Annotated in this window: 8 protein-coding genes and 4 pseudogenes; 8 read left to right on the top strand and 4 right to left on the bottom strand. The window is 65.5% G+C overall.

Features of this window, described 5'->3' with window-relative positions; all coding sequences use genetic code 11:
• Window positions 1-89 precede the first annotated feature (89 nt).
• From NHF48_RS17665 to NHF48_RS17630, 8 genes and pseudogenes are all read left to right on the top strand, one after another.
• Window positions 90-1,697 carry a glycoside hydrolase family 9 protein gene (locus NHF48_RS17665; protein WP_253071835.1) on the top strand — a complete coding sequence of 536 codons (1,608 nt, stop codon included), beginning with the start codon at window positions 90-92 and terminating at the stop codon, window positions 1,695-1,697.
• An 8-nt stretch (window positions 1,698-1,705) separates the two neighbouring features.
• Window positions 1,706-3,351 (top strand): annotated as a pseudogene (locus NHF48_RS17660) (glycoside hydrolase family 43 protein).
• A 151-nt stretch (window positions 3,352-3,502) separates the two neighbouring features.
• Window positions 3,503-4,652: pseudogene (locus tag NHF48_RS17655) on the top strand (glycoside hydrolase family 43 protein).
• Window positions 4,652-6,100, top strand: a pseudogene (gene xylB, locus NHF48_RS17650) (xylulokinase). Before NHF48_RS17655 ends, xylB begins: the two co-directional pseudogenes overlap by 1 nt.
• A gap of 6 nt (window positions 6,101-6,106) precedes the next feature.
• A pseudogene (gene xylA / locus NHF48_RS17645) lies at window positions 6,107-7,418 on the top strand (xylose isomerase).
• A 113-nt stretch (window positions 7,419-7,531) separates the two neighbouring features.
• Window positions 7,532-8,311, top strand: a complete 780-nt coding sequence (locus tag NHF48_RS17640) for a hypothetical protein (RefSeq protein ID WP_253071834.1) — start codon at window positions 7,532-7,534, stop codon at window positions 8,309-8,311.
• Entirely contained in the window at window positions 8,196-9,674 is a 1,479-nt protein-coding gene (locus NHF48_RS17635) for a right-handed parallel beta-helix repeat-containing protein (protein WP_253071833.1), read from the top strand. The genes NHF48_RS17640 and NHF48_RS17635 overlap by 116 nt, the downstream gene beginning before the upstream one ends.
• A gap of 144 nt (window positions 9,675-9,818) precedes the next feature.
• Window positions 9,819-10,619 (top strand): FadR/GntR family transcriptional regulator, encoded by an 801-nt coding sequence (locus NHF48_RS17630; RefSeq protein ID WP_253071832.1) that lies wholly within the window; start codon window positions 9,819-9,821, stop codon window positions 10,617-10,619.
• Window positions 10,620-10,628: 9 nt separating this feature from the next.
• Here NHF48_RS17630 and uxuA read toward each other — a convergent pair whose 3' ends face one another.
• The 4 genes from uxuA to NHF48_RS17610 all read right to left on the bottom strand — a co-directional run bounded on the left by uxuA (window position 10,629) and on the right by NHF48_RS17610 (window position 16,130).
• On the bottom strand, window positions 10,629-11,801 hold the full coding sequence (gene uxuA / locus NHF48_RS17625) for a mannonate dehydratase (RefSeq protein WP_253071831.1): 1,173 nt from the start codon (window positions 11,799-11,801) through the stop codon (window positions 10,629-10,631).
• Between the two features lie 108 nt (window positions 11,802-11,909).
• A complete protein-coding gene (locus NHF48_RS17620) occupies window positions 11,910-12,707 on the bottom strand; it encodes a FadR/GntR family transcriptional regulator (RefSeq protein ID WP_446741174.1) in 798 nt (265 codons plus the stop codon).
• A 155-nt stretch (window positions 12,708-12,862) separates the two neighbouring features.
• Window positions 12,863-15,853 (bottom strand): TonB-dependent receptor, encoded by a 2,991-nt coding sequence (locus NHF48_RS17615; protein ID WP_253072472.1) that lies wholly within the window; start codon window positions 15,851-15,853, stop codon window positions 12,863-12,865.
• A 34-nt stretch (window positions 15,854-15,887) separates the two neighbouring features.
• Entirely contained in the window at window positions 15,888-16,130 is a 243-nt protein-coding gene (locus NHF48_RS17610) for a hypothetical protein (RefSeq protein WP_253071830.1), read from the bottom strand.
• Window positions 16,131-16,532 lie beyond the last annotated feature (402 nt).

Raw genomic sequence — 16,532 nt, 5'->3', positions numbered from 1 at the left:
CGCGCGGAAGGTCGCGACGATCGAACTCGACCGCAACGATCGCCGCATGCTCCCCCGCGCGCCTGCTCCGCGTCGGCGAGGATGGCAGCATGACGCCCGTGCCGACCGCGCCTGCCAAGCGCTGGGGCGAGTATCTTCGCTACAGCTATCTGCAACTCGATTTCAGCGCGGTCCGCCAGCCCGGCACCTATGTGCTCGACTATGGCACCACGCGCACCGCACCGTTCCGGATCGCCGCGGACGCCTATGCCGGCGCATGGCACCCGACGCTCGATGTCTATTTCCCGGTCGCGATGGACCATATGTTCGTCAACGAGGGCTACCGCGTCTGGCACGGCGATGCGCACCGCGACGATGCGCGGCAGGCGCCGACCGACCACGAACATATCGACCTCTATGCACAGGGGCCAACGACCGACACGAAGTTCAAGTCGGGCGAGCACATCCCCGGCCTCGCGGTCGGAGGATGGTTCGACGCGGGCGACTACGACATCCGTACCCAGTCGCAATATCAGGTGATCCGCTCGCTGGTCGACAGCTGGGAGCGCTGGCACCCGATGCGCGATACGACGGCGATCGACTGGACCCGGCGCAAGACCGAGATCCACGTGCCCGACGGCACGCCCGATCTCGTCCAGCAGATCCGCCACGGCACGCTGCAACTCGTCGCGCAGTTCGACGCGGTCGGCCACGCGATCCACGGCATCGTCGAGCCCGACGTCGCCCAATACACGCATCTCGGCGACGCTTCGACCAAGACCGACGGGCTGGTCTACGATCCGGCGCTGAAGCTCGGCGAGGAAAAGGGTGGCCGCAGCGGGACGCCCGACGATCGCTGGGCGTTCACGACCAAGACCTCCGCACTGAACTACGGCTCGATCGCCGGCCTCGCGACCGCATCGCGCGCGCTCGCCGAGGTCGATCCGGCGCTGTCGAAGAAGGCGCTCGGAATCGCGACGCGGACCTGGGCGGAGGAACAATCGCACGCGCCCGATCTGTACCAGCATGGCAACACCACCGGCGGGCCGCTTGACGCCGAGCGCTTCTCCGCCGCGGTCGAGCTGCTCCGCACGACCCGCGATCCGCGCTACGTCGCGGCGGTCCAGTCACTGTGGCCGGCGATGGAAAAGACGTTCGCCTTCACTCTGCGCGATGCGGTGGCGGCGATTCCGTTCATGCCGCCGGCCTATCGCGCGGCAATGATCCCGACGGTGCGCGCCTATGCCGCCGCCACCGAGACCGCAGCCAAGGCCAACCCGTTCGGCGTGCCGATCACCACCGGCGGCTGGGCGGGCAGCGGCACCGTGCTCGGCTATGCGATGAACGCGTACACGCTGCACGAGGCGTTCCCGGAGATCATGCCCGCCGACGCCGTGTTCCGCGGGCTCGAGTTCCTGGTCGGTAACCACCCCGCGTCCGACGTGTCGTTCGTCTCCGCGGTCGGCACCGTCTCGAAGGAAGTCGCCTACGGCAACAACCGCGCCGACTTCTCGTTCATCGCCGGCGGCGTGGTGCCGGGCGTGCTCATCATCAAGCCGGACTTCCCCGAGAACCATGAAGACTGGCCGTTCTTCTGGGGCGAGAACGAATACGTCATCCCCGAAGGCGCGATGTGGATCGAACTCGCGCAAGCCGCGCAGGAGCTTGCCGCGGGGACTGCATCCAAGCCAACCCAGACGGCCAGCGCCCCTAAGTGAGAACCGCCATGAAAATCCAGAAATTCGCACTGCTCGCCGGTCTCGCGCTCGGAACGCCTTCGTTTGCCAGCGACGCGCCGCGGTTCAGCAGCTTCAGCTATGACGGCCACACGCAGGAGAAGGTCAGCGTCGGGCCCAATCAATATCGCAATCCGATCCTGTCGGGCTATTATCCCGATCCGTCGGTGACGCGCGTCGGCGACGACTATTACCTCGTCCTCTCCTCGTTCGCGCACTACCCCGGCCTGCCGATCTTCAAGTCGAAGGACCTGGTGAACTGGACGCAGATCGGCAATGCGATCGACCGGCCGGAGCAACTCGACTTCACCGGCATGCGCACGTCGCAGGCGGTGTTCGCACCCGACATCTCGTATCACGACGGCGTCTTCTACATCGTCAATACGTGCGTCGAGTGCAAAGGCAATTTCGTCATTACCGCGAAGGACCCGGCGGGACCGTGGTCGAACCCGACATGGCTGCCGTTCGAAGGCATCGATCCGTCGATCTATTGGGAGGGCGACAAGGCGTATATCGTCAACAATCGCGCCCCCCGCCGAGCCACCGCGTTACGACGGCCACCGCGCGATCTGGATCCAGGAATATGACTGGCGCGCGGGTAAAATGGTCGGCGACAGCACGCAGCTGATCAACGGCGGCGTCGACATCTCCAAGAAGCCGGTGTGGATCGAGGGACCGCACATCTTCCGCAAGGACGGCTATTATTACCTGACCGCAGCCGAGGGGCGGCACCAGCGTCAACCACTCGCAGGTCGCACTACGCTCGAAGTCGCTCCGCGGGCCCTATGTCCCGTTCGCCGGCAATCCGATCCTGACGCAGCGCGATCTCGACCCGGCGCGGCCAAACCCGGTCACCTCGACCGGCCATGCCAAGCTCGTCGAGACGCAGAACGGCGACTGGTACGCGACCTTCCTCGGCGTGCGGCCGTACGAGGGCGACTATTACAATATCGGCCGCGAGACGTTCTTGTTACCGGTAACATGGAAGGACGGCTGGCCGATCATCCTGCCCAAGGGCCAGCCGGTCCCGTTCGTCGGCACCAAGCCCACGCTGCCCGCGAGCCCGCGCAGCCGCATCCCGACCAGCGGCGACTTCGCCTATGTCGACAGCTTCGACGGCAGCAAGCTGGCGATGCAATGGGTCGGCGTACGCACGCCCAAGACGCCCTTCTACCGGCTCGACCACGGCGACCTGATCCTCGACCGCGGCGGACGCATCGGCGATCTTTCCAAGGTGCCGTCATTCGTCGGACGCCGCCAGCAGCATCACGTCGCGACGATGTCGACGACGGTCCGTTTCACCCCCGACACCGATGGCGACCGCGCTGGCCTGGTCATGATGCAAAGTGACGCGAACTATCTTTTTTTCGGCATCACCCGGATTGCCGGCACGCCCGTCGTCGCGCTCTACACTGCCGACAAGGGCAAGGAACAACTGGTCGCCTCCGCACCCGTCACCGGCTCGGGCCCGGTCACGCTGACGATCCGCGCGAACGGCGGCACGATGGCGTTCGATTATGACGGCGCCGGCGGCCAGAAGACCCTCGCACGCGACGTCGATGCGCGCATTCTCAGCACCAAGACCGCAGGCGGCTTCGTCGGCACGCTGGTAGGTCCCTATGCGTGGAGGCAGTGAGCCGCGTAGGTCCACATGCGACTTAGGTCGTGTCGACAGTCGTCCGCCCGGCGTGCTAAGAGTTGACACGTTTCGTACGGTAGCGCTACCCAAACACGATCGAAGCTCGACACCACATCAGATGGTGAACATTAGGAAGGACCACGGACCGATGCGTTTCAGCCTCGCGCCTACGCTCGTCATTGCCGCACTTGCCGCAACCGGGACGATCGCCCTCGCCCAGACCAATGGGGGGAACGCCCCCTCGACGCCCGGGGCGAAAACCACGTCCGCCGGCAAGGAACCGCGCAGCCCCGACGGCAAGCGCTATCTGTCGCAGCCCCTGGTCACCAGCATCTACACCGCCGATCCTTCCGCGCACGTCTTCGGCGGCAAGATCTACGTCTATCCGAGCCACGACATCGACGTGAAGATCCCGGATGACGATCTCGGCAACCAATATGCGATGCGCGACTACCGCGTCCTGTCGATGGACCGCATCGGCGGGCCGGTGAAGGTCAACGGCGTCGCGCTCGACGTGAAGGACGTGCCCTGGGCATCGCAGCAGATGTGGGCCCCCGATGCCGCCTACAAGAACGGCACCTATTATTTGTACTTCCCGGCGCGCGACAAACAGCTCGACAAGAACGGCCTCGGCACGTTCCGGATCGGCGTCGCCACCTCGAAGAGCCCGACCGGTCCGTTCAAGGCCGATCCCAAGCCGATCGCCGGCAGCTTCTCGATGGACCCCGCCGTGTTTACCGACGCGAACGGCGCGAGCTACATGTATTTCGGCGGCATCTGGGGCGGCCAGCTCCAGCGCTGGAAGGATGGCAAGTTCGACGCCAACGGGTCGGACACCGATCTCGGCAAGGATGATCAGCCCGCGCTGTCGGGCAAGATCGCCAAGCTCAACCCCGACATGAAGAGCTTCGCCGAGACACCGCGCGACGTCCAGATCCTCGACGAGGCCGGCAAGCCCGTGCTCGGCGGCGACCATGAGCGCCGCTTCTTCGAGGCGTCCTGGGTCTTCACGCGCGGCGGCAAATATTACTACACCTACTCGACCGGCGACACGCACTTCCTGAACTACGCGACCGGCGACAACCCGTACGGCCCGTTCACCTATCGCGGCCATATCCTGGAAGCCGGTACAGGGCTGGACGAGCCACCATTCGATCGTCGAATGGAACAAGAAATGGTGGCTGTTCTATGCGGATACGCAGATGAGCAACAAGAACCACCTGCGCAACGTCAAGGTGACCGAACTGAAGTTCGCGCCCGACGGCTCGATCCCGACCATCGATCCGTTCGTCAACTGATGTTCCTCGGAATCGATATCGGCACCTCGGGTGTCAAGGCCGTGGTGCTCGACCAGCATGGCACCGTGGTGGGTCAGGGCACCGCCGCGCTGACCGTGCAGCGGCCGCATCCGCTCTGGTCCGAACAGGATCCGGACGCGTGGTGGAAGGCGACGATCGCCGCGGTCCAGGCGATCGACCCGAGGCGTCCGCCGCTCGGTGCGCGGCGTCGGGCTCGCCGGCCAGATGCACGGCGCGACGCTGCTCGACGCCAACGACCGACCGCTCCGTCCCGCGATCCTGTGGAACGATGGCCGTTGCTTTGCCGAATGCGAGGCACTGGAACGCGCCGTCCCCAACCTGCGCACGATTTCGGGCAACATCGCCATGCCGGGCTTCACCGCGCCGAAACTGCTCTGGGTCCGCGAGCATGAACCGGAGGTCTTTGCGAAGATCGCGACGGTGTTGCTGCCCAAGGACTATGTCCGGTTGCTGATGACGGGCGACAAGGCATCGGACCTGTCCGACAGCGCGGGCACGTTGTGGCTCGACGTCGGCGGCCGCTGCTGGAGCGACGAGATCCTCGCCGCCAGCGGACTGACGCAGGCGCAAATGCCGGCGCTGTACGAGGGCACGGAGATCACCGGCACGCTAACCGCCGAGGTCGCCGAGCTGTGGGGCATGCCGCAAGTCCCCGTCGCCGCGGGCGGCAGCGACAATGCCGCGGGCGCGGTTGGCGTCGGTGTCGTGAAGGACGGCGATGCGTTGCTGTCGCTCGGCACGTCTGGCGTCATCTTCGTCGCGACCAACGACTTCCGCCCCAATCCGGCGCGCGCGGTCCACGCCTTCTGTCATGCGCTACCCGGCATGTGGCACCAGATGTCGGTTCACCTGTCGGCCGCGTCGTGCATCGACTGGGTCGCGCGGATCACCGGTGCCGCCGGTGCCGCCGACCTGTTCGCGCGCGCCGAGGCTGCCGGCCCTGCTAGTGGCCCCGAGATCTTCCTCCCCCTACCTCTCGGGCGAGCGCACGCCGCACAACGATCCGGAGGTGCGCGGTGCGTTCCTCCGCCTCGACAACGACACCGATGCCGGTCGCCTGTCGCAGGCGGTGCTGGAGGGCGTGGCGTTCGCGCTCGCCGACGGTCTCGACGTGTTGCGTGAGGCCGGCACGACCGTCGAGCGTCTCGCGGTGATCGGCGGGGGGCGCCCGCTCGCGCTATTGGGGTCAGGTGATCGCCGCGGCGATGGAGGTCGAGCTCGTTTATCTCCAGGGCGGCGAGGTCGGCCCCGCGCTGGGCGCCGCACGCCTTGCCCAGCTCGGCGTCGACGGCGGCGACCCTGCCGAGATTTGCGTCGCGCCTCCCGTCTCGCACACCATCGTCCCCGACCCTGCCCTCGTCTCGGCACTCGCCGAGAAGAAGGCTGCGTTCCGCCAAGCCTATTCCCGCATCACCCCCAAATCGTAGGAAGCTTTGATGTCCGACTTCTTCGCCGATATCCCCCAGATCAAATATGAGGGCCCCGACAGCACCAACGAGCTGGCGTACCGCTTCTACGACAAGGACAAGATGGTCCTTGGCAAGCGCATGGAGGATCACCTCCGCTTCGCCGCGTGCTTCTGGCACACTTTCTGCTGGCCCGGCTCCGACGTGTTCGGCGGCGGCACGTTCGATCGCCCGTGGCACCGCGGCGCCAACGACAGCGCCGCCGCAGCGATGAAGCGCGAGGTCGCGTTCGAGTTCTTCAAGACGCTCGACGTGCCCTATTACTGCTTCCACGACGTCGACGTGATGGCCGACGCCGCCAACATCACCGAGCATCGGAAGTTCTTCGCCGAGGCCGTCGACCATCTCGAACAGCTCCAGGCCGCATCGGGCCGCAAGCTGCTCTGGGGCACCGCCAACCTGTTCAGCCACCCGCGCTTCGCGGCCGGCGGCGCGACCAACCCCGATCCGGAAGTGTTCGCGTTCGGCGCGATGCAGGTCCGCGATGCGCTCGAGGCGACGCACCGTCTCGGTGGCCAGAACTACGTGCTGTGGGGCGGTCGCGAGGGTTACGAGACGCTGCTCAACACCGACATGAAGCGCGAGCTCGACAATTTCGGCCGCTTCCTGAGCCTGGTCGTCGAGCACAAGCACAAGATTGGCTTCACCGGCACGATCCTGATCGAGCCGAAGCCGTTCGAGCCGACCAAGCACCAGTACGACTTCGACACCGCGACGGTGTACGGCTTCCTCAAGCGCTATGGCCTGGAGAACGAGGTCAAGGTCAACATCGAGGCGAACCACGCGACGCTCGCCAGCCACACGTTCGAGCATGAGATCGCGACCGCCGCGGCGCTCGGCATCTTCGGCTCGATCGACGCCAATCGCGGCGATCCGCAGAACGGCTGGGATACCGATCAATTCCCGAACTCGGTCGAGGAACTGACGCTCGCCAATCTCGAGATCATCCGCGCCGGCGGGTTCACCACCGGCGGCTTCAACTTCGACGCCAAGGTGCGGCGCCAGAGCATGGACCCGGCTGACCTGTTCTACGGTCATGTCGGCGCGATCGACGTCGTCGCCAAGGGGGCTGCTCAATGCGGCCAAGCTGATCGAAGACGGCCGCATCGATGCGATCAAGACCAAGCGCTATGCCGGCTGGGACGGTGAGTTCGGTGGCGCGATCGGCGGGCTCGACCTCGCCGGCATCGCCGACCTCGCGATCGAGCGCCGCATCGATCCCAAGCCGGTCTCGGGCCAGCAGGAGCGGATCGAGAACCTCATCAACCGCGTCCTGTAATTAACGACCGCCCGATCCTGCGCTCCGGCGTGGGATCGGGCATGTCCCGACAGCGCGGAGATGCGCGTCGGCTGCCCGCGCTCGCGGCATTGTGACCGACCGGGAGAGACGTGATGCCGACCCTGACACGTGCGGTATCGACGATGGTGCTGATGGCGACGGGGTTTGCAGCTCAGCCATCCCCCGCGCTGGCGCAGCTTCCGCCACAACCGACCTTTCCCGTGATCGCGCCGCCTGCCGCGCCTGCGCGCCATCACATCGTCATTCCAAACCGCCCCGCCCCCGTGCCGGTCGTGCTCCACCTCTCGCCGAACGGATCGGACGCAGGCGACGGATCGACCGCGCACCCGTTCGCGACGCCCGCGCGTGCGCAAGCCGCTGTGCGACGTCTCAACCCGGATCACGACGTCACCGTGCGGATCGCGCCTGGCACCTATCGGCTGACCGCACCGCTCCGCTTCACCGCCGATGATGGCGGTCAGAACGGCTTCACCGTCCGCTGGGAAGGCGAGCCCGGCACGCGTCCGATCCTGTCGGGCGGCATGCCGATCGACGGGTGGCGGCTCGCCGATCGCGCGAAGGGCATCTGGTCCGCCGCCGTGCCGAAGGGCGCCGACCCGCGGCAACTGACGGTGAACGACCGGCTCGCCAGCCGTGCCCGCATCGAGATTCCGCGTTCCGCCGTCACGTTCCAGACCTGGGGCCTCGACATCAAGGACCCGGCGTGGCGCGAACTCGCCTCTCTCCCCCGACCAGCGCCGTATCGAGATCGAGGGCATGAGCTGGTTCACGCACCGCCACGCCGTCGTGGACCGCATCGAAGGCGGATCGGTCGCAGCGGGATCGATCGAAGGCGCGCGCATCGTCATGCAACAGCCGGGCTGGCGCAATAACCTGATCGGCTACGACACGATCGCCCGGCCGGTCTCGGCCGAGGTCGCGCGCCTGTTCCTGGTCAATGCGCTCGCCTTCCTGCGCGAGCCTGGCCAATGGTATGTCGATCCCAAGGCGGGGCTGCTCTATTACAAGCCGTTGCCGGGCGAGGACATGCGCCGCGCCAAAGTCGTGATGCCGATACTCGAACGGCTCGTCTCGATCGGCGGCAGCTATGATCGACCGGTCCGCGACCTTCAGTTCCGCCACCTCGCATTTCGCCACACCAGCTGGCTGCAGCCGTCGGGCCCGCAAGGCTATGCGAGCCAGCAGAGCGGTGCCTATCTGGCGGGCGAATTGACCGGCTATCCCGCCGATCCGATCCGCGATTGCAGCTGGGGATGCCCCGCGTTCGAGGCGATGCGCAACCGCTGGAACCAGCAGCCCGCCGCCGTGCAAGTGGCCGCCGCGACCCGTATCGTGTTCGACGACGACCAGTTCTCGCAACTCGGGCAGGTCGCGCTCGGCATTGGGAACAATGCCGACGCGAACGACGGCGGCGTCGGGCTTGGCGCGGCGGCGATCGAGGTGACGCGCAACAGCTTCAGCGACCTCGCCGGCGGTGCGATCATGGTCGGCGGCATCCGACCCGACGCGCACCATCCCTCGCGCCCCGAAATGGGCCTGCGCGACATCCTGATCCGCGACAACCGGATCGCCGGCGTATCGCGCGATTACAAGGAGCAGTCGGCGATCCTCGTCACCTATGCGTCGGGGACGGTGATTGCGAACAACGACGTGTCGGACGCGCCGTATGACGGGATCGACATCGGCTGGGGATGGGGCACGAACGACCCCGGCGGCAGCGCGGAATATTGGCGGCAGCAGCGCGGCTATTACGACCAGCCGGGCAATCTGGTCTACGATACGCCGACGACGCTGCGCGACACGGTCGTCGTCGGCAACCGCGTGACCAAGGTCAAGCAGTGGTTTCCCGATGGCGGCGCGATCTATCATCTCTCCGCCGATCCGGGCGCGCTGATCGCCGACAACTACATTGCGGACGTCGCGGGCGCAGGCGGGATCGCCGTCTACCTCGACGAGGGATCGCGCTACGTCACGGTCCGCAACAACGTGATCGACCGCGTCGGCGGCGTCTGGCTGAACCTCAACTCGCAGGATTTCATCGCGCCGAAGCGCACCGCGCTGGACAATCTGGCGATCGGCAACTGGTATAATTCCGGCCGGCTCCAGGGATCGTGGACCGACTATCTGAACAACCGGTCGGTCGACAATATCAAGGTCGAGGGCGATGCCTGGCCAGCCGCCGCACGCAGCGTGATCGATCACAGCGGCGTCCGGCCGCAGGACAAGCAGCCCTAATGATCGCGGCCGCCCACGCGTGTCGCACTATGCCGCGATGCATGATTTCGGCCCGAATCCGCGCCTTTTGGGTCCCAGGACAGAAAATCTCTTATCGTCTCGCGATTGTCACGCGGCTATCACCCTGGCGATGGGAGCTTACCAATGACGAACTTCAATCCCGATCAGACGAGCCCGTCGTCCGATACGCCAATCGCATCCGACGCGGCGATACCGTCGGAAAACGCGACGACGCCACGCCCGCCACGCGGTACGGGACGGCGGCTGCACGGCGCGATCGCACACAAGCTGGGCACCGCGATCCTGTCGGGCGAGTATCTGCCGGGCGACACCTTGTCGGGCGAAGTCGCGTTTTCGGAGGCGCTGGACGTGTCGCGCAGCGCCTACCGCGAGGCGGTCCAGGTGCTGATGGCAAAGGGATTGGTCGAAAGTCGACCCAAAACCGGCACCCGCGTGTTGCCGCGCAGTCGCTGGAACCTGCTCGATCCCGACGTGCTCGCCTGGGCTTTTGCGGGCGAACCCGAAATCGACTTCGTCCGCGGCCTGTTCGAGCTGCGCGCGATCGTCGAGCCTGCCGCTGCCGCGCTGGCCGCCGAGCGACGCGACCGTGCCGACCTTGCCGTGATGAAGGAGTCGCTCGCCTCGATGCGTCGCCACACGCTGGCCACCGAAGCCGGCCGTGCCGCGGACCGCGAGTTTCACAATGCGGTATTGCAGGCGACCCGCAACGACGCGCTTGTCGTGCTGAGCGCGAGCATCGGCGCGGCAGTAAGCTGGACGACACAGTTCAAGCAGCGCACCCGGTCGCTGCCGCGCAACCCGATCCCCGATCACGTCCGCGTGTACGAGGCGATCGCCGCGAGCGACCCAGCGGCCGCCAACGCGGCGATGCGCAAGCTGGTGGACCTGGCGCTCGACGATACGCAGCTGGCGATGACGCGGTAGGCTCGGTTCCTACGCGGCGCCCCGGCCATGCGCGATACCCGTTTCCAGTCCGCGCAGTTCCGCCAGCCCACGCAGTCGCCCGATCAGCGAATAGCCGGGGTTGGTGCGCTTGGTCAGGTCGTCCACCATCTGGTGCCCATGGTCGGGCCGCATCGGCAGCGACCGCCCGGTGCGTGCCTGCAACGCGACCAGCTCGGTCACGATCGCGGGCATGTTGGCATCGCCTTCCAGATGCGCCGCCTCGTGAAACGCGCCACCGGGTTCACGCTGCACCGATCGCAGATGCACGAAGCCGATGCGCTCGCCGAGCCGCCGGACCATCCCCGGCAGGTCGTTGTCCGCACGCACGCCGAACGATCCGCTGCAGAAACACAGCCCATTGGCGGCGGATGGCACGGCGGCGAACAGCGCGCTGACGTCCGCCTCGGTGCTGACCACGCGCGGCAAGCCGAAGATCGGGAACGGTGGATCGTCGGGGTGCACAACCAGCCGGATGCCCTCGGCCTCGGCGACCGGACACACCGCCTCCAGGAACGCGACATGGTTCGCACGCAGGCGCGCTGCGTCGATGTCGGCATAGGTCTCGATCTGTTCGAGCAGCTGCGGCGAACTGAAGCTCTCCTCGCTACCCGGCAGCCCGGCGATGATCGTCCGCTCCAGCGTCGCGCGCGCGGTATCATCCATCGCCGCGAACCGCTCGGCGGCGATGGCGACGACATCGGCTGCGTAATCCCGCTCGGCGCCCGGGCGGCGCAGGATATGGATGTCGTAGGCGGCGAGCGCATGCAGTTCGAACCGCAGCGCGCGCGCGCCGTCCGGCAACGTCCAGCTCAGGTCGGTCCGCGTCCAGTCGAGCAACGGCATGAAATTATAGGTCACGACCTCGATGCCCTGCCCCGCCAAATTCCGCAGGCTGGCGACATAGGCCTTGATCAATCGATCCCAATCGCCCGAGCGTCGCTTCAGATCCTCGACGACGGGCAGACTCTCGACCACTTTCCAATCGAGCCCGGCGTCCTCGATCATCACGCGACGCGCGGCGATGGCGTCCGCGGTCCACACGTCGCCATTGGCGACCTCGTGTAGTGCCGTGACGATCCCGGTCGCGCCGGCCTGGCGGATGGCGTCGAGCGGCACCGGGTCGTTCGGGCCAAACCAGCGCATGGTCTGGGTCATCTTCATCGGCCGCTCATCCCCGTTTTCCCATGGCGGTGCAGCCACATGCTCTCACTGTCGATAGCAACGATCAAATTGGTCTGACAACCTATATGCGCTTGGTCACCATATGGATCAATTGTTCGGGACGCCGCCGTAACGCTGGCGAGTCGTCGCAAGCGCCAGTCGAGCCTGTTCCATTGCCATCTCTTCGGTCTGGAACAGGAGGTGGTCCATCACCGACGTCAGGTGCGCGCGCATCGCGCCACGCGCCGCCGCCGCGTCGCGCGCGCGCAGAGCATCAACGATTGCAGCATGTTCGGCGACGACCGGCCGCACCTTGGCGTTGCGCGCTTTGGCATGGAGAAGCGCGCATTCGGGCGAGGTCGAGCGCAAATGCCACAAATCCTCGATCGTCCGAACCACGCCCGAATTTCGCGTCGCCTTGGCGATTGCCATGTGGAAATCGCGATCGGCAATCTCGGTGACTTCGGTCAGCAAATTCTCGGTTGTCATCGCCTCGACCAGTCCGTCGAGCAGGTCGATCTCGGCATCGGTGATCTGGACGGCTGCGAGCGCTGCCGCCTCACCCTCGAACATGATCCGCGCTTCGGTCAGTTCGAACGCGGTGATCGCGAAACCCGGCTCCTCGCCCTGCCCCGGCAGCCGGCAGACATACGCCCCGGAGCCGACACGGACTTCGATAAAACCCTGCACCTCCAGCGCGATGAGGGCTTCTCGCACAGCCGGGCGACTGGCGCCGTAGTCGATCGCCAGCTCGCGTTCGGCGGGCAGCCGATCGCCGATCGCATAGGTGCCGGCGACCAGTTCCTCGAACAGCCGCCGCGCCAGCCGCTGGTACAAGCGGTCGTTTGCGGGAGCGTCGTATTTTCCGACCGCGAACAGCGCGTTCTGGGAGGCGGGCTTTGCCACTGGACTTACCAATCTAATGTCTGCGTATTCATACTAGTACGGCAGCGTGTCGAGTGGAACGGGCATGACCCAATTATTCGAGCGAAACCAATGCGGAACGCAAGAAAGATAGAGCGAGGCGATCCCATCGAGACCGCCTCGCTCGCGCGCACCGACTAGAAGGTGCCGCGCAGCCCGACCAGGAACTGCCGGCCCGGCTTGTACTGCGTGAAGGTCGCATTCTCGAATTGGAAGTACGACCGCAACGTCGCATTCGTGAAGTTCGCGACGTTGACCGTCAACTGTGGCGCCCCGGCAAGACCGAAGATCTTGTCCAAGTCGAACGACGACGAGAAGTCATACGTCGTATAATCCGTACCGAACAATGCCGCTGCCGGAATGCCGTTCTGCGCCGCACCGCTGTTCTGCGAGCCCTCGCGCGAGGTGGTCGACACCCGCAGCATCACGCCGTGCTTTTCGTAATAGCCCGTGATGTTGTAGGTAAACGGCGCCACGCCGAACGCGGTTGCCGCACCCTTGCTGGTCTGATCGACGACCGTCGCATTGGCGTTGAAGCCGAACCCGGTGATGCCGATATTTTTGGTCAGGAAGTCGAGTGGCTGGACCCACTGGAATTCGAGCCCGTTGATGGTCAGCTTGTCCGCCACGTTGACCTGTGACGTGACCTGGACCTGCGCGGTGCCGGGGCCGCCGCGCGAGTTGATCGCGATCTGCTGCGTCGGGTTCAGCGTGTCGTAGGTGATCCCGTATTGCGACAGGTTCGAGAACGGAACCGTGCTGATCGCGGTGTTCGTGAAGCCCTTGATCGACTTGCGGAACGCATTGAAGCTGACCACGCCTTCGCGGCCGGTATAATATTCGAAGCCCAGATCGATGTTCGTCGACATGTACGGCTCGAGCGCCGGGTTGCCGATCGACGCCTGATCCGCCGATGGCGCGCCGAAGTTCACGCCCGGCAGCTGCGCCGACGGATCGGGACGCGTCATGGTACGCGACCCGGCGACGCGGACTACCGCATGCTCGCTGACGTCGTAGGCGAAGGTCGCTGCGGGCAGCCACTTCGAATAAACGTTGCGCGTCGACACGATGCTGACGAGGTTCGGATAGCGGCTACCGTCCGGCAACGCGACGCCGGTCGCGGTCGTATTGCGGGGATCGGGCAAAGACACGCGACCCGTGATCGTCTGGATTGTGTTGACGTAGCGCACGCCGACGTTGAACCGCAGCATGTTGCCGCCAAGGTCCTGCTCGCCGTTCACCGTGGCGAACGCGGACTTCACCACTTCGCGAATGCCGCCGCCGCTTGCGCCCGTGGTGGACGCACCGCTTTCCGGCGAATTGTCGTGGTAGAAGTCATAGTTGGTCGCAGCCGCGAACTTCGGCCAGTCGACCGTCACGAAACCGGCCGGCCCTGGTGTCAGGTAGCTTGGGGCCGCCGAGTTGGGAACGAGCGAGCCACCATAGGTTACCGGGCCGGTCATGCCCGCGGTCGATCCGGTGCCGAAGCCCGGATAGGTCGGGTAGCCGGCTGGGATCACGCCCGGCGCATTCAGGCCTTCGCAGGGCGGCTGCGAATTCGGCGAGGCGACGAACACGCTGGGATTATTGCCGCAAACCGCGTTCTGGTAGGCCTGGCTGTTGTCGTTGCTGCTGATCCGGCGCGACACGTCGTCGAACGCGCCACCGATCTTCAGGTTGAGGGCCGGCTTGCCCCAGGTCAAGTCGCCGCGCGCGCCCTTGCTCTTGTTGAGCCGGCGTTCGTCGGAGATGTTGACGCGGCTGCCGGGGTTCCAGCCGAAGTTCGCCGGATCGTTCAGGTCCAGCGCGCTCTGGATCGTCGGGATGCCGCTACCATCGTTAGAATAGGTCACGGTGTTGCCGACACCCAGCGGCGTCGTCAGGCCAACCGATGGATTCTCGCGGTGGAAGGTCGAGCGTGCGTAATTGCCCTGCAGGTTTAGCTTAAGCGTGTCGGAGATTTCCCACTCGCCACCGGGGTTGATGCTGAAAAGCTTCGTCGTCTCGGTGTAAGGACGGAATTCGTTGAAGAACTGCGCGTTGGCGAACGTCCCGCCGGTGACGACGCAGCCGATCGTACAGTCGGCCTTGTCGAACGTCAGGTTGGTCGGGATAATCGCGCCGTTGCGGACGATCCACGCCATGTTCTCGCGCGTCAGGTCGTTCTTCTTGTAGCCGTACAGGCCATCCACGTAGAAATGCAGCGTATCGGACGGCTGCCATTCCGCACTGAGAATCGCGTTGATACGGTCACGCGGACCGCGAATGCTGGTCGAACGCCCGAGCCGCGGCAGCAACGCGTTGTCAATCTGTTGGATCGTCGCACCTGGGTTGTTCGCGAGCAGGAAATCCTGATTAATCACCGTGCCAGCGACCAACCCGGCGCCAGCGCCGGCCGGGACCAACCCGGGGATGGTCCAGTTGCCCCCGCCGGTGCCGTTGCAGCTCGCATTGTTGGCACGGCACTGGGCAGCAAGTGTTTGTGCAGCGGTTGGCGTGTTCTGCACGCCGTTGGTCGTACCGGCGATGCCGTTGGGCGTCGTCAGCGCTGGATTGGTATAGCCAATCGTCTCGAACCCGCGCGTGTCGGTGAACAGGCGCTGGGCGGACACGCCTGCGAGGATACCGACCTTGTCACCGCGCCAGCTGCCGATCAGCGAGCCGCGAGCACCGATCCGGTCCTCGGGCGACTGCTTCGTACCCTGCACGTTATACGCCAGGAACGAGGTCGCGCGATCGAACGGCCGCGCCGAACGGAGGTCGATGTTACCCGCCGCACCACCTTCGAGCAGGTCCGCGGTATAGCTCTTGTTGACCGTCAGCTTGGTGAACAGGTCGGTCGGGAAGAAGCTGAGATCGACCGAGCGATCGGTGCCCTGCGCATCGGTCGCGCCCGACGACGCCACCGCGATCGTCGCGCCGTTGAGCGTGACGTTCGTGAAGTTCGATCCGAGGCCACGGATCGCGACGTTCGTACCTTCGCCGGTCACGTCGCGCGTGATGGTGATGCCGGGGATCCGGTTGAAGGATTCGGCGATGTTGGTGTCGGGGAACTTGCCGATGTCCTCGGCGAAGATCGAATCCGTGAAGCCGGTCGCTGCGCGCTTCGCGTTCGTCGACTTGGCCAGGCTCGAACGATAGCCGGTGACGACGATGTCGCCGCTATCGGCCGCATCGATCGTGCCGGGGGGTCTGGTCGGAGTCCGGCAGGGCCGCTGCTGGCGATGCGGCAGGCGCGGTCGGCCCGGTGGTGGCGGGCGCGGTACCTTGCGACGCGGCTGGTGCTGGGTCCTGCGTCGGCGGAATGGTCTGCGCCGCCGCGACGGTCGCCGACAGCGCTACCATCGTCGTCGCGCACAATAGCGCAGCGCGCGTAAGACGAGGGGCCATTTTGAAAGGCGTCATGTTCAGGATCCTCTTGGAACCTCGCTGTCCGACTGGCGGCAGGAAGCGTCTCGTTGTTATGAAGGCTTGAAGAAAGTCAGGCGTCAGGCGCTAGGTACTGCGCGACGTACTCCACCGGCTCGACCAACTGGCCGACGGGCATGCGACATCAATAGCGTTAAAAGCCATCCCCATTCCTCGTCACGCCCGTCTATGCGGGTCCGTTGATAGCGCTATCTCAACGCTATTGGTCGACGAGTCAAGATGGTTCGGTTAGGCCAATATTACGGGGTCGGCTCTACCGGTTCGAGGCCTTGGACAGTCTTCAGCGACTTTTCAGCGGGTTAAGTCGTGGTACGACCGCCGAACGCGCATCGTCATCGTGTCGCAAATTCATAAATCGCTCCATCGACGGTTTACGGA

Source organism: Sphingomonas sp. H160509, assembly GCF_024124765.2.
Lineage (GTDB): Bacteria > Pseudomonadota > Alphaproteobacteria > Sphingomonadales > Sphingomonadaceae > Sphingomonas.
The sequence above is the reverse complement of the archived record's forward strand: the minus strand, read 5'-3'. Positions and strand labels throughout refer to the sequence as shown.